22 protein-coding genes are annotated in these 19,216 nt (G+C 48.2%); 5 read left to right on the forward strand and 17 right to left on the reverse strand.

The features are described 5' to 3' along the window. Positions 1–95: 95 nt before the first annotated feature. Both MKX98_RS23070 and MKX98_RS23075 read right to left on the reverse strand, forming a co-directional pair. Positions 96–2,705: a carbohydrate-binding protein gene (locus MKX98_RS23070; protein ID WP_339218591.1), complete on the reverse strand. Its 2,610-nt coding sequence runs from the start codon at positions 2,703–2,705 to the stop codon at positions 96–98. A gap of 16 nt (positions 2,706–2,721) precedes the next feature. Further along, positions 2,722–4,785 carry an alpha-galactosidase gene (locus MKX98_RS23075; protein WP_339218592.1) on the reverse strand — a complete coding sequence of 688 codons (2,064 nt, stop codon included), beginning with the start codon at positions 4,783–4,785 and terminating at the stop codon, positions 2,722–2,724. 335 nt (positions 4,786–5,120) lie between these two features. Here MKX98_RS23075 and MKX98_RS23080 point away from each other — a divergent pair, with 335 nt between their 5' ends. From MKX98_RS23080 to MKX98_RS23090, 3 genes are all read left to right on the forward strand, one after another. Beyond that, a complete protein-coding gene (locus MKX98_RS23080; protein ID WP_339218594.1) occupies positions 5,121–5,828 on the forward strand; it encodes an FAD-dependent oxidoreductase in 708 nt (235 codons plus the stop codon). Between the two features lie 175 nt (positions 5,829–6,003). Next, positions 6,004–6,333, forward strand: coding sequence for a metalloregulator ArsR/SmtB family transcription factor (locus tag MKX98_RS23085; RefSeq protein WP_071219892.1), 330 nt, complete (start codon positions 6,004–6,006; stop codon positions 6,331–6,333). Then, a complete protein-coding gene (locus tag MKX98_RS23090; RefSeq protein ID WP_339218595.1) occupies positions 6,330–6,728 on the forward strand; it encodes an SRPBCC domain-containing protein in 399 nt (132 codons plus the stop codon). The genes MKX98_RS23085 and MKX98_RS23090 overlap by 4 nt, the downstream gene beginning before the upstream one ends. Before the next feature lie 154 nt (positions 6,729–6,882). Here MKX98_RS23090 and MKX98_RS23095 read toward each other — a convergent pair whose 3' ends face one another. The 12 genes from MKX98_RS23095 to MKX98_RS23150 form a co-directional block, all read right to left on the reverse strand. Beyond that, the gene (locus MKX98_RS23095; RefSeq protein ID WP_339218596.1) at positions 6,883–7,359 is read right to left on the reverse strand and encodes a GNAT family N-acetyltransferase; all 477 of its coding nucleotides are present in this window, start codon (positions 7,357–7,359) and stop codon (positions 6,883–6,885) included. A gap of 161 nt (positions 7,360–7,520) precedes the next feature. Next, the gene (locus MKX98_RS23100; protein ID WP_339218598.1) at positions 7,521–7,787 is read right to left on the reverse strand and encodes a hypothetical protein; all 267 of its coding nucleotides are present in this window, start codon (positions 7,785–7,787) and stop codon (positions 7,521–7,523) included. Between the two features lie 22 nt (positions 7,788–7,809). Beyond that, entirely contained in the window at positions 7,810–8,496 is a 687-nt protein-coding gene (locus tag MKX98_RS23105; RefSeq protein ID WP_339218600.1) for a class I SAM-dependent methyltransferase, read from the reverse strand. A gap of 158 nt (positions 8,497–8,654) precedes the next feature. Further along, on the reverse strand, positions 8,655–8,840 hold the full coding sequence (locus tag MKX98_RS23110; RefSeq protein WP_339218602.1) for a hypothetical protein: 186 nt from the start codon (positions 8,838–8,840) through the stop codon (positions 8,655–8,657). Between the two features lie 21 nt (positions 8,841–8,861). Then, entirely contained in the window at positions 8,862–9,743 is an 882-nt protein-coding gene (locus MKX98_RS23115) for an alpha/beta hydrolase (protein WP_339218604.1), read from the reverse strand. Between the two features lie 38 nt (positions 9,744–9,781). After that, positions 9,782–10,468, reverse strand: coding sequence for an HAD family hydrolase (locus MKX98_RS23120; protein ID WP_339218606.1), 687 nt, complete (start codon positions 10,466–10,468; stop codon positions 9,782–9,784). A gap of 17 nt (positions 10,469–10,485) precedes the next feature. Continuing rightward, complete coding sequence (locus MKX98_RS23125; protein WP_216530049.1) at positions 10,486–10,953, reverse strand: NUDIX domain-containing protein; 468 nt, start codon at positions 10,951–10,953, stop codon at positions 10,486–10,488. A gap of 136 nt (positions 10,954–11,089) precedes the next feature. After that, positions 11,090–11,629, reverse strand: a complete 540-nt coding sequence (locus tag MKX98_RS23130; RefSeq protein ID WP_339218610.1) for a YfiT family bacillithiol transferase — start codon at positions 11,627–11,629, stop codon at positions 11,090–11,092. Positions 11,630–11,713: 84 nt separating this feature from the next. Continuing rightward, the gene (locus tag MKX98_RS23135) at positions 11,714–12,202 is read right to left on the reverse strand and encodes an NUDIX hydrolase (RefSeq protein WP_339224552.1); all 489 of its coding nucleotides are present in this window, start codon (positions 12,200–12,202) and stop codon (positions 11,714–11,716) included. Positions 12,203–12,350: 148 nt separating this feature from the next. Next, on the reverse strand, positions 12,351–12,815 hold the full coding sequence (locus tag MKX98_RS23140; RefSeq protein ID WP_339218612.1) for a VOC family protein: 465 nt from the start codon (positions 12,813–12,815) through the stop codon (positions 12,351–12,353). A gap of 70 nt (positions 12,816–12,885) precedes the next feature. Then, the gene (locus tag MKX98_RS23145) at positions 12,886–13,380 is read right to left on the reverse strand and encodes a LamG-like jellyroll fold domain-containing protein (protein WP_339218614.1); all 495 of its coding nucleotides are present in this window, start codon (positions 13,378–13,380) and stop codon (positions 12,886–12,888) included. Positions 13,381–13,790: 410 nt separating this feature from the next. Continuing rightward, positions 13,791–14,195 (reverse strand): hypothetical protein, encoded by a 405-nt coding sequence (locus tag MKX98_RS23150; protein WP_339218616.1) that lies wholly within the window; start codon positions 14,193–14,195, stop codon positions 13,791–13,793. Positions 14,196–14,369: 174 nt separating this feature from the next. Between MKX98_RS23150 and MKX98_RS23155 the strand changes: the two genes are divergently transcribed. Continuing rightward, positions 14,370–15,854 (forward strand): endonuclease/exonuclease/phosphatase family protein, encoded by a 1,485-nt coding sequence (locus MKX98_RS23155; protein ID WP_339218617.1) that lies wholly within the window; start codon positions 14,370–14,372, stop codon positions 15,852–15,854. A gap of 52 nt (positions 15,855–15,906) precedes the next feature. Here MKX98_RS23155 and MKX98_RS23160 read toward each other — a convergent pair whose 3' ends face one another. Then, a complete protein-coding gene (locus MKX98_RS23160; RefSeq protein WP_194543744.1) occupies positions 15,907–16,380 on the reverse strand; it encodes a DinB family protein in 474 nt (157 codons plus the stop codon). Between the two features lie 40 nt (positions 16,381–16,420). Then, positions 16,421–17,098 carry a methyltransferase domain-containing protein gene (locus MKX98_RS23165; protein ID WP_339218620.1) on the reverse strand — a complete coding sequence of 226 codons (678 nt, stop codon included), beginning with the start codon at positions 17,096–17,098 and terminating at the stop codon, positions 16,421–16,423. Positions 17,099–17,461: 363 nt separating this feature from the next. On the opposite strand from MKX98_RS23165, the gene MKX98_RS23170 reads away from it, so the two are divergent. Continuing rightward, positions 17,462–18,670 carry an S-layer homology domain-containing protein gene (locus tag MKX98_RS23170; RefSeq protein ID WP_339218622.1) on the forward strand — a complete coding sequence of 403 codons (1,209 nt, stop codon included), beginning with the start codon at positions 17,462–17,464 and terminating at the stop codon, positions 18,668–18,670. 73 nt (positions 18,671–18,743) lie between these two features. On the opposite strand, the gene MKX98_RS23175 is transcribed toward MKX98_RS23170, so the two are convergent. Continuing rightward, on the reverse strand, positions 18,744–19,202 hold the full coding sequence (locus MKX98_RS23175; RefSeq protein WP_339218624.1) for an NUDIX domain-containing protein: 459 nt from the start codon (positions 19,200–19,202) through the stop codon (positions 18,744–18,746). Positions 19,203–19,216: the final 14 nt, after the last annotated feature.

The following is a 19,216-nucleotide window of genomic DNA, read 5'->3' on the forward strand; positions in this document are numbered from 1 at the left end:
TACCCTTACAGCAAAAGCAAGAAATCGCGATCCCCGGATGGAGCCGAGAACCGCGATGAATTTGCAGTTGTTCATGATTAATCTATGTTTACTTGTTATGGATTAGGGACGATTTTATAAAGCTTGGATTCGGCCGCTTTTAGCGTCACATCCAGCGAAGAGCCAGACGACGTCTGAGATTGGCCGCTCCATACATCCGTCACCGTATAGGACGCCGCCCCTTCCGAAGCGATACCGGCCCGAACGAGATCCACGGTGTGCTGTGCCGCATTTTGTGTGTAGTTATACACGGCAACGTAGTGGGTTCCCTGATCGTTTAGCACGAATACGTTTGCTGCCTGCGTGCCCGTGTTGCCTTCTACCGGCCGGAACGCCTTGCCCTTCATCGCCAGCCCGTTCACTTCCGGGTTGGTCAGCAGCGTTTCCATGTACTGCCGTGCCGTCGCATCCGTTACGTCATCCGAATTCAGGAAGACCGTGCCGGAGATCGCGGCCGCATGGACGCGAGACTGCGCGCCTTCCATCGATCCGCCTTTGGTTAAGTGCATATAGTCCGGATCGGTATAATGGTAGATCGTTCCGTTCTGCCACCAGCCGTACGTGAGATTGTTCAGCTGGTATTCCGTGCTGCCGATGCTGCCGTCGATATCGCAGGAGATGCGGCGGCTGTGCGCATATTGGCTTGGGAACAACGGCGCGATGGAAGCGCTGATGAACATGGAGCCGTCCAGCACTTCATTCACGTAAGCCATCCCTTGGTTATAGGCCTGGATGCCGGTTTGAACGCTAGGGTCATCATGCTTGCCTTCCATTGCCCCATGGCTCAGAAAATCGATTTTGATATATTCAAAGCCCTTGCTCTTGAACTTATTCATGTAATAATCGATCCGCTGCTTCACGCCCGGATGCGTCGGATCCACGGCATAAGCGCCGTCCAGCGTCGGCAGCACGTTGCCGTCCAAATCGCGCAGCACGATATCGCCGTATTTATATTTACCGTTCGTCCCTTCGACTTCCTGCTCCATATTGTTGCCCCAGTACACGAACGGCGAATAATAGATGCCGGCCTTCTGTCCATTGCTATGAATGAGCTGTACCAGATCCGTCAGCTGCTGATCCGTCATGTTATCCCAATAGGAATCGAGATTGATGTAGATATTGCCTTCATTGTTGAAGGAATGGTTCTGAATATGGTCTTTAAAATAATTTGAGACCGAAACTGCCTTGTCAAAGCTTAAATCGCTGGCATACGCTCCCCAGCTGTTCCAGCCGACCGGAACGCCTTCAGGAATGTCTTCGCCAAAGGCCAACGGAGGCTGGATCGCTGCATTCACCTGGCCAAACGCCTCCATCCCGGTCCGGTAGTCCTCGAAAAAGCCGATCATGATTTTCGGCGAAACAATTTGCTTGCCCGTTACCTTTCCATGCGGGATCGTGTCCCATGTGGAGGTGGATGACGTAAATCCGCCATATACGCGCAGTTTGTTCAATTTGTCATTCGAGCCGCTCCAATAGATGCCGGTCTTCCACGTGTCATGCGTCACCGATCCGATGACGAGGCCGTTCCGGCTCGTATTGTCATAGATCGCCGTCAGCTCCGAGCTGATATACAGATCGTTGTTGAGCCCGGTATTCACCGTCTTCGCTTGGTATCTGGACCAAGCATCATTGTCGAACGGAACGACGAGGACCCGGTTATCGTCATAGCTGCCGATGTCGATGCCGCCTCTCGCTTCCATCGCGATGGGTGCGATGTTCCCCGTAGATATTGCGGAATGATGGGAAGCGACTGTTTCCGTAAGCAGATACGGCCCGTCTTCATAGACGTAATAGATTTGGCTGAGCGATGGCATTCCCCCATCCTCATTCACGACCGTCACCTTGATCCCCTTGCCGGTAGCATCCTGGAATGGGACCACTTGATTTTTATAGAATTTATGATGTTTATAATCTGTACTTGCAACCATCCGGTCGAGCTGGATCTCGCTGTATAACCCTTTGGCAACCGGTTTGCCGTTCCAATTGTATTGCGATAATCCGGTCGAGGTGTTGTACAGCAGCTCATACGTCGGATTGGATACCTTAAAGCCGTTGGCATATTCGGTTAAGGTAATGGAGCCATAGCTCATGGCTTTCTTTTGCTTGCCCAAATCGCCAATGCTGCCATCCGGGCCTGATCCGTTTTCGCCGGCTGAATCAAAGGTCAGCTCAATCTTGTCAAAGTCGGGCGAGTATCCGCCTGCGTCATCGAACAGAATCGTGTTGCTGCCCTGATTCAAGTAAATTTGAATCTGATAGGAGCCGATCGTGTTCCAATCCGCTGTTTTCGGAAAACTGAAATTCTCCTTCTCCGCTCCGTTCACGGAGATCGAAGCCGCGCGGGAATCCCCGGAGATGTAGAACATGTTCATATTGTAGATACCGGCCTTATCGGCCTGAATCCCGTTGAACGTCAGCGTGGAGCCGCCGTATAGATTGCCGGCTTTTTGCCCGCCTGAACAGAAGCCGCAATCGACCGCTCCTGCATTGCCGGTAAACGTGTTCTGAGATGCCTCGGCCTCGTAGGAAAGGATGCCTCCGGCCGTTTGACTCGGCTGCTGCGGTTCTGCCGAAGCCAAGGAGCTGCCTAGCACAGACCCCGCTAACAGAATCGATAAGAAGAGCATGAATGGCTTTTGGAAGAATGTGAACGGATGAATACGCACTGAACCTCTCCTCCTTCTATTGATTTCGGATTAATTTCAGGATTTTCGACTCGGCTGGCGCCAGCTCGACCACAAGCGTGCCTTCCGATTGACCTGCCGTTCCTTCCCACACATCCAGAACCGTGTAAGAAACGTGCGCCTCGAGGCCGCAGCGTTCCAAGGTAACCGTCTTCTGCACGGACTCGGCCCCGTCAAAGTTAAATACGGCAATATACGTGGTTTCCGCTTCGCTCGGATGGGTCAGCACAAACATATCCGCAGCCTGTTTCCCGAGATTCCCTTCTACGGGCACAAAGGTTCTGCCCAGTCTCGCAATCTCGATGATCGCCTCATTTCCCAGCCAGTTCTTGGCGCGCCATGCCGCTTCCTCATGCCGGAAGTCATCGCCCAGCAGCAGCACCGTTCCCGAGATCACGGACGCGGTCAGACGGCTTCGCCCTTCATGGCGGGTCGTCGAATCTTGGTTGAAGCTTTTATAGATCACGGCATGGTCCGGATCGTTAAATCGGTACAGCGTATCGTTCATCCACCACCCGTGCGTCAGCGAGTTAAGCAAATATTCCGTATCCTGGATCGTTCCGAACACATCGCAGGAAATTCTGCGGCTGTGCGCATAGGAATAAGGGAACAGCGGGGCAATCGACAGGTTGATGAAGAACGGTCTACCGATCCGCTCCGGGGAGAGTTTATCCGTCAGATACGACAATCCGTAATTGTATGCAGCGATCCCCGTCGTAATATCCGGGTTATAATGCTTGCCTTCCAGGGCCCCGTGAGCCATGAAGTCCAGCTTGATATACTCAAATCCCTCGGAAACGAATTTATCCATGAACCAATCGATTCGCGCCAGGTTCCCGGGATGCGTAGGATCAATCGCAAGTCCGCCGTCAACATCCGGCAAAATCTCGCCATCCTGGTCGCGAAGCAGGATATCGCCGTAGGTGTACTTCCCATCGGTGCCCTCCACGGGGCTGCCGAACCCAGCCGGACTTCCCCAGAAAGCAAACGGCGTCCAGTATATACCGGGTTTGTGCCCGTTCTCGCGGACCCTTTTCAAGGCATCCTCCATCTCGGCAGGCGTCAGGCGATCCCAGAACGCATCGAAATTCATGTACAGGGTATCCTCGTTGTGAAAGCCCTGCGGCTGAACCTCCCGCTTCAGAAAATCGCTCGTCGCCACATAGAGATCGTAATCCAGCGTGCTCATGGCGGCCGACCAGCTGTTCCAGCCGATCGGGACGCCGCCTTCCCAGCTCAGAGGAGGCGCTATCTTAGCATTCGCTTCCCCATACGCTTCGAGTCCTGTCCGGTAATCGTCGTAATCTCCTACCATAACCAGCGGAGATTCAACGCGCGTTCCTCTTACGTAGCCATGCGGCTGGGAATCTCGGGTCATAGTGTCGGCCGCGCCTGCGTACAGTTCCAGTTCATCCAGCTTGCCTGCGGTTTCCCCTTTGACGCGAATGCCGGTCTTCCACACGTCATGACTGATCGATCCCAGAATCAATCCATTGCGGCTATCCGGCTGGAACAAGGCCGTCACTTCGTAGCTTTCCGTCTCCAGCGGGGCCGTCTCCGTGAGATAGCGCACCCATTTGTCATTGTCATACGGCACGCGCAGCACATGCAGTGCTTCTCCCGGAACCGTCTCGTTCCCGCTTGATACGCTATCGGTTTTCACCACTGCGATGCGGTTTACCTTTAAGTCTCCCTGACCGACTATGACGACCTGCGTGATAAAAGATGAAGCCCCCTCATAGACGTAAAAATGCTGTACCAGGCCTGGGAGCAGATCGGATTCATGCTTCATCACGACATGGATGCCTGTTCCGAACGGATCTTGGATCTTCTCCGGCTGGCCTATCATATAGTGGCGGTCGTAATGTCCCGTATGGTATTCCCGGCCCTGCCATCGTAAGCCGCTTCGTACATCTTGCAGAGCGAATCCCCTGCTGCCTGCGTAGTTGTAACTGCCTTTTTCCAAATCCACCTCAATGGCCACCAGACCATTCGCCAAGCGAATGTGAGATGTTTCCGCATTCACCCCCACGTTCACCGCCGTATCGCTGCTTCCTAACATCTGTGGATTGCCTCCTTCTGCGTGCATCTGTGCTGCATTCAGGACGTTTAGTTTCAAGCGCCTATTGCAGCTTGCTATCATTATAGAAGCGGGGGTAAAGCGCTTACTATACAACGATCTTCCGATCCATATCGGGATATAACGCATCTAGAGCGAATCATTTGTTAAAATGCAATATGGGCTGGACCGTGATCAAATGGAGTTGAAATATGTCATTGACACGACACCAAATGGTGGCCTAAAATCAAAGTATCACTAAATGGTGTCCAATTAGAAGTTTGGTTGAAGATATAGCGATTGCCATACCGATAACGTTATAAGAGGGAGATGGGAAAATGAGTTTTTTTCAGGATATGTTCTCCATATTCAAGAAGAGAGAACTATCATTTATAGAAAGCCGCAAAGAATCAGAGGATGTCTATTCTTTTCTATTTGAAAGAGAGAAAGATTTAACCTGGAAGGCTGGGCAATACGGTTTGTTTAGCATTACTCATAAGACCATAAAAAAACCTACAAAACCATTCAGCTTGGCAGCTGCTCCTACAGAGAATATGGTTAAAATAACAACGCGCATCGGTGATGATCCTAGTGATTTTAAAAAAGCTCTATTAGAATTAAAACAGGGAATGAAAGTTAAAATGAGCGGCCCTGTCGGTTCTTTTTATATGCAAGATAACAGTCCTTCGCTTCTGATCGCAGGCGGAATTGGAATCACACCATTTCGGTCGATCCTTAAACAATTAGAGGCAGAAGGGAATCATGACGGGAAGCAAAGAAAGCTGCTCTATTTGGATGGCAAAAAGTCTTATATCTTCAAGAATGAGCTAGATGAAATGGCTAACCATCCTTCATTAACTGTGACTTATCTTGATTCAAGAGATGACTTGCATCAGGAAATCGATACGTTTAACACCTTATATAAAAACAATGGAAAATACTTTATTGCGGGCCCGAAGTCATTGGTCGATTCTATTTCCAGCCATTTGCAGAGTAATCAGATTTCGAAGCGAAATATCAAAAAGGATGCCTTTTTTGGGTATTAGTTTAGAATGAACATTAGAGATTAACACTAACTCTCTAATCGAGTGATCGTCATTTCCAGGTATATCTGAAAATTTCACTTATAAAATCATGAAGCAGAGGTGGTGAAATTAACGGCGGTCCCTTCATCCATCATTAGATGACTAACAACAAAATTAGACTTTTAGGAGGGTTGTCGTGATTGAGAATCATCCGTCCCGCGATGTATTTGACGCGATTGCAGATCCCACTAGGCGTCAACTGATTCATCTGTTATCACAGGCAGAGGAGAAACCGCTTCACGAACTAAAGGCACAATTTTCAATGGGCCGTACAGCGGTATCCAAGCATTTGACCATCCTTAAAGAGGCCGGGCTGGTGCTCGACCGGAAAGTAGGCAGAGAAACGCGATTTAAGCTAAACCCCGATCCGCTTAGAGAAGTTCAAGATTGGGTGGCTTTCTACAGCAAATACTGGACTACAAATATGCTGCGCTTGAACCAGCTGTTCGAGGAGGAAGAAGAATGAGTTTAATCTTATCCATGGATTTTCAGTACACGACATCGATCGAGAAGGCTTGGGCTGCCTTAACCGATTCAAGTAAGTTGGCAAAGTGGATCACGGAAAATAATTTTAAGCCTATCGTTGGACATCGTTTTCAGTTTCGCCATGAGCCGTCCGAATATTGGGATGGAATCGTTGACGGCGAAGTACTTATCGTAGAACCGCCCAATCGGTTGTCCTATTCTTGGGCTACCGGAGACGAGCGGCATACCGTCACCTGGACGCTGCAAGATTTAGGCGACGGCAAGGTTAACCTTCATCTCGAACAAACGGGCTTCTCCCATGTTCATGGACTCGAAGGGGCCAGATATGGCTGGAGTGAGTGGTTCGGCAGGTTTGAAAACGCGTTGGATCAATAACAGGCGTCCAACTCTTCTTGACTCGAATCAAGATAACCGGCTGCAAATTTGCAGCCGGTTATCTTGATGTCTACTTTGGATCAACTGACGCTTATCGTTTCGGGTCAAGAACGCAATGAACTTCCCTCGTATAATTTTGATGCTGCACAATACCTTAATTAAAAGTCATCCATGCCGTACTTCCTAAAATCTCGAAATTCTGCTTGAACCAGAAATTCCGTGATTTTTCCAGCGTATAGACATACATTTTTTTGTTCGGATACTTTGCTTTGAGCCAGTTCACGAAGGAAGCCGCGTATCCTTTGTTTTCGAATTCTTTGAGTACATCCAAGGCTTGGATAAAGATAAAATCCTTCTTATTCTTGACATCAATATAGAAATCCTTCTCCAAATACCGCTCATCGGCGCTAAAATAATCTTGTTCGGCCTTCTGCATGAGCTGCTTCCCGTTATCGTATTCCCACACGACTCCGTACCCCACCATCTCATCTTCCGCCTCAATGATATAGATTTCTTCCGGTAATTCCGCTAGGTCCATCGTGCTCAGTTCCCCTGCATGATAAGCCGATTTAATTTCACTTAAACATCGCTGCATTTCTTGATCAAATGACTTTGTAATCATCGTTGGCATTCTCTATTCTCCTTATGATCCATTAGCAAACATCTTCAAATCAAAAAGGCAGGGCTAACATACGTTCCCTGCTTCTCCAGTAGAATGTGTATGGGTTATTGTCCTTCGCAAGTCTACCACAGATTCAGCGGTACGTAACCGTTCAACCCATAATAGCTAATTCATTGAAAGATCACGTCAACCACCTTGGTCAATACCACGCACTCTCTGACAAAGATCCCTAAACAACAAAAATAGAATACGGACAGCTTCAGCTCTCCAAATTGATCCTTCCAAAAACGTCTGCGGAACAAGGAGATGATATCCGGCGTCAACGAATACTTTACCGACTGTTTCAGGTCATCCGCATCATCGAAAATCCTTCTGAAAATCCACTTATATATCGGAATATTAAGAATAAACAAGACCACATACATTAGAAGTTCCACGAGGCCACATCACCGTCCTAGCCTAAACATGCTTCCACCAGATCCCCGCGCATTCCGGCACGGTTGACCATTGGTTCGCCTGAATTTTGTCCGTCAGCTCTTCTCCGAAAAAGAATCCCGTGTGATGCAGCGCCTCTTCCACTGTTTCAAAAACATAATCCGTTCGAATCCACTGATGGTTAAATCCATATCGATGCTCCAACTGTTCGTAATAACCCGTTAAGAAATCGGGAGGATTCGGTGTCTCCGTTCCGGTACCCATCGTTTCCAGAATCACAATCGTCCCGCCTGGTCTCAATACTCGCTGCAGCTCTGTCATGACAAGTTCAAGATTCTTACGCCAATCGTCATGACTCGAATCCGCCAGATAACTAATGCTCCAGCCCGATACGATCAGATCCACGCTCGATGAATCAATCGGCAGGCTGCGATGATCAGCGACTACGGTCGTCCAATTACGAGAATTATAGGCTTCAGACAATTTATCATCCAAAATATCCAGCATCGGCTGCGCTATGTCAGTACATATCAAAGATCTGGCGTCTCCAGCTAGCAGCATAGATAATCGCCCTGATCCTGCCCCCAAATCAAGTACATCCAGCCCCTCGAATGGCTTTTTTTCATAAATAACCCCCGCTAAATCAGGCTGCTTGCTAATCATGGCCTCATAAGCTTCGGCCTGCTTATCGTATATCCCGTTCGTTGACATACCATGCTCCTCCTATCCACCTAGATTACTGATTTAATTCTCCGCAGAGGTTCCTTGACTTGTGTTTATGAGTCCTTCAATCAACTTGTACAAAAAGCACAGTAGAAGCGAAAAGGCCATCATCATGAAGTACGAGTTTACATTAAAGAATTGATTATTCATATGTATCGATAAAATACCGGACTCACCAGAACTAGAAAAAGTATGCTCAGAGGGATGAACAGCAGGATGGCAGGGTTGCCATTACCCGAACCCGTGCCGAGTTTAGGTGTCATCGCATTCCAGAATAGAACCACGAGCAGACAGAGAAGCGCACTTATAAACAGCCAGGTGAATCGTTTCATCTTCAATGATCCTCCCTCCCCTCAAGCTTCCCTGCAAAAGCCTATTATCTCTTCATGAACGAGCTCAGGCATCTCATGATTGATCGCATGGCCCGCGCCCGGAACGAGGTGGAACCGCATCCCATTCGCCTCCAGTCTGGCAACCGCCTTCGGATAGCAACTAAGCAGATCCTGCTCACCTATAACGAACAAGGTCTTGCTGCGTATAGTCTGAATGTCGGCAGACGAATGGATTGTAATGGCGTGTTTCATCATGGAGCGATTGTTAAAGTACTTCAGCAAGTAGACCCAGTGCTGCATAAGCTCCGGATGGTTCTCGAATGCATCTGCATTCGTACCGCACAGCTTGCGAAGCAGTTTACGCACACTCCGTTCTGAAGGAAACAGTGCTTCAGGCAGAAAAGCCCGCATCATTTTGCTCATCAGCTCAGATTGACTTCCGGCAATGCCGCCAGCCAAGCATACAATTTTTCTTACCCGATCCGGTCTGACAATGGCGTAATGATAAGCCAGATAAGCTCCATAGGATACGCCGGCAATATAGGTTGCGTCAACATTCATCGCCTCAAGGATCTCGTCCAACCATTTTGCCTGATTGAAGTCATGCGCATACCGGTCATTCGGCTCGCTTTTTCCCGAACCTCCGATATTATCCACGGCGATGATAAGAAAGTTCCGGGATAACTCCGTCACATTATATATCCACATCATGGCGACGTTATCTCCCGTTCCATGCAATAACAGCAGCGGGGGAAGATCCGATGAACCTGCCGTTATTACGTGAGTCATCCCGTACGAGGTGGATATATTGTGCTGCTCGTAAGGTACCGTCCATCCTGCCATCAGGCGGTCATAGGATTCATAGACGAGCTTTTGTCCATTATCGCTTTTAAATCGCTTCAATTACTGCACCTCCAAGACACTGGACTTTACCCTTATTGCTAATTCTCATGGTATTCGGTATAAATATGAATCAATTCTTCCAGCTTATGTATCGTCCGATATGGCTTTATTTCTTCAGAGTAGTTCCAATTTCCATCTCGCGTAAACCATATGGGTTTGATTCCGCATTGCGCTGCTCCGATGATATCGTTATGCGGGTGGTCGCCGACGAACCACGTCTCTGTTGGCCGTACGTTTAGCAAATCTAAAGCCTTCCTATAGATCCTGGGATCCGGTTTTTTGACGCCAGCCTCTTCGGAAATCACGATGGAATCGAAGTACTCGCGTATACCCAATTGACGGATCTTCCCCTCTTGAACTTGGACGGTTCCATTCGAAATGATGCCAAGCCTCAGCCTCTTAAACTTCAAATGACGCAGTACGGGTAACAGCTGATCCATCGGCTGGATACAAAGCGGGATGGCTTCCCTGAAAAATGTCAGGTATTCATCGGCCGTAGGCGGATTCTCCCACGGAAGATGCTCGACCAGCATCTTATACACTTCACGCTTATCCCGGTAGCCGTTCTGATCCGCTTCCTTAAATCGCTTGGCTATCCTAAACTGAGCATCTTCATCGGAGTCTGGGAAATACCTGGCAATCAATCGCTCAATAAACGAGTCAATCGCCGACCTTCTGTCCGTTAATGTCTCATCCAAATCAAAGATTATCGCTTTTAACGTCATAGGGGACCTGCTTTCTATCAGAAATGTGCCCGCTCTCCATTCGCTTTGATGAAAATATGTTCCGGATATTTTAAAGCCGTGGGTGGCAGCTGATCCTCCGGAAAGAATACGAGTTCAGCAAACTCGTCATTCTCAAGATCCAACTCTCCCGAAATGATGCGGCACTCAAACACAATCGTGAGGTACTCCACTTGATGTCCGTTGCTGTACGTATATCGGCGTTCTTTTCCACCATATACTCCAATGATTCGTTCAGGTACGATATCCAGCCCAGTTTCTTCCTTCGCTTCACGAACCATCGCCTCTGCCGGGGATTCTCCCAGCTCGATGGCACCGGCTACAAGTCCCCATACATCTTCGCGATGCTTTCTTCCAAATAAAACAAAATCCTGATCATTACGGATAATGCCCGCAACGGACGGCATGAATATTAACTGGTCTCCGATCTTTTCTCTTAGATCCTTATAGTAATCTGACATTCCCATGGTTTGATAGCTCCTTTGGATTCCTAATAAAATGATAGCCGCCCCAATGGCCGCGCGGACTTCTCATGAGAACCTCTTGATTCTGATTGAACACAATGCCTCCATAAGCATACTTGGACCTCCAGCTCAATTGGGCTCACTCCTTATGTAACTTCGCGTTTTCACGGTTCAATATGGATGTAATCTGCGCGATATGATGCTGGTTGTGCCACACAAATCGCTGCAGTGCGATATCCAGGGTAATGCTGCCGAGTACTTGAGTTCTCATGGTTCTTTTGAAATCCTCGGGCCGTAAGTCCTTAAGCAGTATAAGAAAACGAAAATGAAGTGTTTCCAGAAGCGTAAGCGAGTTCTCAATGGGAACCTCCGTGTAATCACTCAGTTCAGCCCATAAATCCTCTCGGTACGAGTTTGCCACCGGCTCCTCCTCGGTCAATGCACGTTTAAATCGCAGATATGCGTTCATGTCGTTATCAGCCAGATGGTGCACGATTTGCTGAATGCTCCACCCCTCTTCACGATAAGGCATATGCAGCTGGGAAAGGGGACATTTCATTATGATTTGCCGGAGCGTCGGTACGATTGAAGGTATCTGTTGTATAAACCTCTGCCTCTCCTCCAATGTCGGCTCCACCTTTGGCTCAAAGGAACCCAGGGGAAAACGGATGCTGGCCACTTCCTTACCTCCTCGATACATCATCGTATCCTTCACATACGAAAGAACTGTGTTCCACAGCAAAAAATAATACGAAATTATCCGCTAAGCATTATGAATATGCGATGACCCCGAAGTTAGAAGCAAAGAAGGATGAAACAATTCAAGCGAGTGCTGCACGCCATTATTGAGATTCTCAACGATCTGTCTCATGACTTCGACATCCCTGATCTTCATGCTGTGATCAGCTAAGATGTCAGGCAGTGTGACCCACCGGGCATCCTTAATCTCGCCTGCTCCCAAATGAAGCGAGCCTCCCACCACTTTTCCGGTAAAATGAAACATGATCACAGGGTGATTCAAGCTGATTATGAATGGATACACGCCTGTAGTGCCTGTCAAATGCACATCATATCCTGTCTCTTCCTTCACTTCTCTTATAGCCGCCTCGAACATAACTTCCCCAGGCTCGATGCGCCCTCCCGGGAAGTTCCAGGTATCCCGTACCGAAGGTTTATTTTCTTGGATGATAAGCACTTGATCCCCTTGAACAAGGGTCACGCTGACCACGAGCACAATTCCCTTTTCCGTCATATCCACATTCCTTTGCGTATGGTCTTAAATAAACAAAACCCACCTTTGGCGTTAACCATGAGGAGGGTTCTTGGATGAAATATCAACTGCTTAACATCATTCTACCGTTAACGGACATAACGCGCAATCGCGCGACGTTGTTACAACTTCAACTCAAATGACTCCCCTTTTCGCGCATAATGATCCAAGCTTGTCCATAAGGATCCATAAAATCCAGAAACCATGCAAAGCCTTCGTCCCGAATTTGCTCAATTCTCGCACCAGCGGCAGATAAAGTAGAGCTCAGTTCTACGATATCCCGATTGGTTTTGAATATAAATGATGCCTCTTGTCCAGACTCCAGCTCCCTTGCTTTCACGCATTCCAATATCAAATTCGGGCTGTTGTACAACGTTAACATATAGAAGCCTTCTTCCTGCATCAATATGTTGAATCCTAAATTTCGGGTATACCAGTCAGCCGCTGCATCAATGGTATCTTTTGTAAAGACCATACGGATGTCGTCCAATCCCTCAAGAACCGGAATGGGCTCCTCCGCAGGCTCCACATGCGGCATTGGGGCTGGCTTATAACCACCTTCAAGATAGAGGGCTTCGATCTCACGGTCCTGCATGGCACGATTATAGATTCGCAGGTCGTCGATACGCCCTTGGAAAAAGAAATACGGTTCATCGGTTGATTTTCTACCTACAATACATCGGTTCTTTATTATAGGGTGTAAAACTGCCTGTACGCTCAGCAACGAGACGGCCATTGACAACCATTCGGTAACGGGATTTCTCATAGGTTATAACCACATGATACCAGTGCTCCTTCACGATCTTGGTGTTCATCGATAGATCCGGTTCTCTAAGGAAACCATGGAACGTAATATACTCATCCTTCGTGCTAAGCTGCATCGCCCGGTTCTGGTGATGGCCATCTTGCGAGACAATCGCGCTATGCCATCCACGGAGGATCTTGTGTGCATCATAATAACACCATACGGATACTGAAAAAGCATCATTCACAAGAATGGGCGGTTGATCGATCCGGACATAATGACTTCCGCCATCCAACACTAAAGCCCCGCCCTTCCGGCCAAAGCGGTCTTCGCCATAATTCCCGCCTTCTAGTCGCCCATGATGTCCCTCCCCGCTGGTATCTCTCACATTGCCGTCGAACAAATACTCAAGCACGAGTCCTTTTCGTAAATCGATGTTATGGACTGTCCTGCCAAAAAGCTCATCGATCGTGACCCCGAATACATCTGCCAGTATCGGAATCAGTATAATATCCGGGCAAGATTGTCCATTCTCCCATTTACTTACGGCTTGATAGCTGACACCGAGTCTGTTAGCCTATAGCTCCTGTGTGATGCCGAGCTGTTTTCGAAGCCTGCCAATATTGTTACCAATCACGCCGTTTGCCTGATTCATCAATCCAGACACCACGCTTTCCATGAGATGCCTCTACTATACACAACAACCTCACGAAAAAACATAACGCGGAAGTAGAGTAAGCTAACATGCACTCAACCTCTGGTTGAGTGCATGCTTTGTCCATCTTCACGTGAGATTAAGGGTCTTAGATCGTAACAATCGCATGATCAATATATCCTTCTTTCCCGCGTAGCCCCCTCAAGCCACGAGATAAGCCCTATTTGGCTAACGTAGATTTCGTTTTGCACCACAATATAAGGAAACGGCACCCCCTCGGAATCACCCTGCGCTCTTAGCGCATTCTCGGATGAGATGATCCTCTTCACCTGAGACTCGGTGAGGTTCAAGAATTCGGCCGTTTGTTCAAGAGTCATTAATGGGCTTTCCGTTTGCATCGAATAGGCTTCATCCGTTACAGCTGGCACAGACTTTACACCCTCAGTCCTCTGAAGTATAAAACTTGCCGTTCGATGGATATCCCGATAATCAAAGAGCAGATCAATGCGCTCTAATTCAATGGCTTCAAACCATATCACTTCGATTCCTAAATGGTATATTCCGGATACACTCATCCATTTCCTCCACGATTACCCAAAAGGAAAGCAAAAACCTAAAATATTGTAAATACGCAGCCAACTAAAAATAAGATATGATATGGGCAAATCAGGAAGGGAGGACAGAATACATCTACTTAACGTCCACTTTAGAAGGAATCAATTCTTGCACATGACAAAGGAGGAACTTTAATGAGAATCCCCAAAATCACCAGCCTGTTCATGATGCTAACATTTCTGACGACGGCGTCGCTCTCCCCTTCCGGCGAGTTGGGGAGTACCGCGGAAGCAGCGCCTGGGCCTTTGCGTGTTATGAGCTTCAACCTGCGTTATGCCGCCAATGACAGTCAACCTTGGGAGAAACGCCGCCCCGTCACCAAGAATCTCATCCTGGAGCATAAACCGGACGTCATCGGAACGCAGGAAGGGCTTCACCGGCAAATCCTCGATCTGGAGAATGATCTGCCGGGATATGGTCGGATTGGAGTCGGACGTGAAGGCGGGAGCTTAGGGGAGTATATGGCGATCTTTTATAATACGGAACGACTGAAGCCATTGGAACAGTCTCACTTCTGGCTGTCCGATACGCCCCAGACGATCAGCTCCGCCAGCTGGGGGAACCAGATTCCGCGGATGGCAACCTGGGTTCGCTTCCAGGATCTTCAGAACGGCAAAACCTTTTATATGGTCAACACGCATCTGGATCACCAATCCGAGGTTTCCCGGCAGAAGAGCGCCGAACTCATTGTCGACAAAATGAAGGCTTTTGCCTCGGATATCCCCGTTGTCGTAACCGGCGATTTCAATACCCGGCCGGGAAGCGATACGTATTCGATTTTTACAAGCTACGGGATGTCGGATGGACATGTCACCGCCAAGAAACGCACCAACGATGACCTGGGAACCTTTCATAATTACAAGGACCCTACGGGCGGCGGCAGCGGAAACCGGATCGACTGGATTCTGCACAGCCAGGGCTGGAATGTCCTGCACAGCGAGATTATTAATTACAATGAAGTCGGCCAATACCCTAGCGATCATTATCCCGTCATGATGGAAGGTACCCTGCAAAGATCCAATAAAACCACCGAAGAAACGGTACCTAATCTGCCCTTAACCACCGCCCTGCACATCACCGAGGTGGTCGCTAACTCGAACGAGCAAGGAAATTACAATTATGTGGAGATTTACAACCCCACGGATCGGGAAATCGACCTGGAAGGATATCAAATCTACTACTATTACGACCCTGCTCTTCCATTCGACAAATCCAAGTCCAACCGCTGGACCATTACGAAGGATCGCTACAGCACGGACACCATCATCCGTCCTAATGAAACCAAGGTGATCTGGATCAAGAAGCAGCCTTGCTGTTACGACCTGAGCATGGAGCAGTTCCTTGCCAACTATAATGCTGATGGCGAAGATTTCTCACCGTCTCAACTGCTGGCCGTCTTCACGCCGGGCAACAATCAGGGCCTGAACGGAACCTCCACCAGCGGACGCTCTTTGGGCATTTCAGCGCCATCCGGCACGCATCTTATCGGCGTACAGTTCAATAACGGGCAACTGGATGCCGGGGTTAATGAATCGATCACGTATCGAGAGCCCGAGCCGCTGACGAGCATGATGCAGAAAAAAGAAACCCACCAGGTCCCTTCTCCAGGTCAACCGTAAAATAAAAGTCCCCCTTGATCGCTGGATACCCCAGCTAAGGGGGACTTGCTTATTAGATCGATGTAGCTTTATATTGAACCGCCAAACACTGCTTCGCGATATAAAAAATTTGACCCATATGCTCCGAATAATGCGTGGCGCATTGATGCAGTATGTCGAGATTGCTTCGTTCTTTACCGCGTACCTGTTGAACCTGTTCAAAGTCCGCACTCGACATGGATTTTACCGTATCGATCAGGAACTGAAACCGATTCTTTACAATCTGAATCAGATCATCCCGGCTGACAAAAACCTGCGTCAGCTCTTCCTCCCGGTTTCGCGTGATGTCTTTGTGCAGAATCCCTTTCATGACCCGCTCTTGAATGTTGCCTTCGATGTGCCTGATCAACGTCGAAATGCTCAGACTGGAATGGTTGGGCCGCCAATTGACTTGCTCATCGTTTAACTGCACCAGCACTTTTAAGGTACGGCTGCGGATGTTTTCAAATTTGTCCTCCAGCCACTTCCGGTTGAACTCATGATCCATAACGCAACACTCCTTTTTCGGTATGATAAACGACTTGACGTCACCTCTTCATGGCTTTCCAGATGTATTTGTGTTCATAGACTCCAAGCTGCCCGTCGATCTGATTCTCCCTCATCTTGGCCTCGAGTTCACCCTTCATTTCCGGCAAGGTGAAATCGGGATTACCCGGCACATCCGACAGAAACAATGCAAATTCGCGGGCATTCGGGAAGTAAGTAATCGCTTCATTATACTCCTCAATCACGACATTCATGTAGCCATTCTCCGACAACCGCCTTCGAACGGCAGTCACATCATTATGTATGCCGATGATAGTGCCGCCTGAAGCTAATATCCTGGGATGTTCGAGAATCGAGGTGGGCCCTCTGCGGTCATAGATGAGATCAAACTGAGCGTCTTGAAAGGGCAACTCGGTCTTCGTTGTGGCAAACACAAATTCCACATTACCGATTCCACTGCTTTCGAGTAAGGATTGGGAGATTCGGATCATCTCCGCGGAGTTGTCAAAACCAATGATGTTCTTAGCATGTCTGGACATCCGGAGCGTGAACTCGCCATGCCCGCAGCCTGCATCCAGCACCGATTGAAACTGCGGCAGCATCTCCACTAACCGCTCCTCAAACACCTCTTCCGCCGACCGGCCGACGACGGTACACACCGCTCTTCCTTTGTAGCCGCCATTTCTTCGTGCGATCATGTCATACCAGTCTATTCCCATACATACCTCCTCCGTCATAGGCTGCATTGCATCCACTATCCAAGATAGCCGAAATCTGTTATTACATGGTCATGAAAGAAGCCAATAGGCACCAATTTAACCGCTATATATCTAATGACTTAAAATATTACCATTTTGTTCCGTAATGTCAACGGTTACATTGAAAAAAATCCGTCAAAATCATACCTTTCATGGTCGATATTCCGATATTCTTCTCCTCATCCGATACGTTCAAACAGAAGTGTGCGCAGGCCAACTCCTTATTGCTATGTATATACTCATAAAAACATTGCTCCTGTCATAATTTGTCGTCTACAATGGAGGAATATTAATCCAATACATAGATACATACAGGAGGATTTCATGATTCTAAAAAGGTGGCGTCGATTATTATCTTTTACCCTCATTCTATCGTTGTGCATGACATCCATGGCAAGCGCGGCGGAAACCAGTCAAGCCAAATATGGCTGGGCCAATGAATCCGTAGATTTCCTTAGATCTCATGGAGTCTTTGAGAATATGGAGTATAAGACAAAAACTTTAGGCAGGATGGTAACCAAGTCCGATCTCACGCTCATGGTTCATCGGCTGTTTACCGATTTACGGGTCGAAAGCGATAAGAACCTCAAGATACCCGGGGTCCCAAATGGACATCCCTCCTACCAGATGTTTAAAGATGTATACGGCAGCATACCGTCGGCGCCGAGCGGATTAATTGCCGCCGCCGACAAAATCAATTATCATGACGAAACCTTCAAGTTTATACCGGAGAAGGTGTTAACACGCTGGGACTTATTGATTACGCTGAATGCGCTGTTCGATGATATTGGATATTCTGTGGAGGTGTTGGAAAGTGAGGAGATTGCCAGGCTGCGGGAGATCAAAGATCTTCCCAAAAGGTATTTCAATTCCTACAACCAATACGAAAAATGGAAGTACGCCTATCAACCATTGGCACCCGAAATCGGATTGATGCAAGACAAAAAATGGGGGCCTTCCTTAGCCTCCGATCTCGATTACGTTAAAGCTTATGCGCTGCTCGGCTTTGCCGAGGCCGGCATCATGAAACCTGACGCGAAAGGGCATTTTCGTCCGAATCAAAAGGTAACGTTAGCCGAAACCGCGGTCATCCTGCATCGCATATACGATTATTATGATGGCAGCGACTATGTCCGGGAACCATCGGCAGATGATCTCATCCCGAATGGCACTAGAAACTTTATCTATGCGGGATCTCCGTCTGGACACGGAGAAAGTCCGGTTGCTGACTTTGCTTTAGTAAATCCTGATTCCGTACCGGAATTCTATCTGGCCGTGAAGGCTTCAGAGAAAATCGACTTGCAGATCAACATGAACGGGGAGCCATCCTTTTATACTTACGAACAATTAAGCAACCCTAAGCAGCCTGTTCGAATTGCTTTGAATGGCGCATCCTATGCGGAGTTCATTCCCATTATCCGAAGCAAGGGTCAGAAAGCCACCGGTGACAATAATAACATTAAGGTTATGTATTATTATTCTGATACATTCCAGGACTTTACCCAATTATTGGGGTATGAAGCCGATCTCTAGATAGGCTACTAAAAGGGAGTGCACAACTGTCACAAACAGTAGGCACTCCCTTTTTATCGTATGCAAGACAGATTCATGTTCTTAAAATGTTTGCCTTCCCGCTTTGCAGATCCTCAAATACCGGTCTTTGCACAGAGCTGATATCCTCTAGATCAATCTCAGGCATTGCCTTGAATTCCAACTGCAACGACTCGTTGTTGACATCATGATGATTAAGTATTCTGCCCTGCTCCTCCGTCTTCCCTTCCAAATCCACCGTCGCGTTAAAAATAAACATGACAAACACGACCTCGTTTCCGTCCGGGTATCGATACTGCATTCTGGGTCCGCTATAAACACCATAGAGTTCATGATCGCGGACGACCAGCCCCGTTTCTTCGAGCACTTCCCGTCTCATCGTCTCTTCCACGGATTCTCCGGCTTCCATACCGCCACCGGGAAGTCCCCAATTGCCGTAATCCGAGCGTCTCTGAAGCAATATTCGCCCATGATGATCCCGGATGATGGCGCCGCCAGTCACTACGATTTTCATATCAGCATCATCCT

It is taken from the genome of Paenibacillus sp. FSL W7-1332 (genome assembly GCF_037969785.1).
In the GTDB taxonomy this organism is placed as follows: domain Bacteria; phylum Bacillota; class Bacilli; order Paenibacillales; family Paenibacillaceae; genus Paenibacillus_AQ.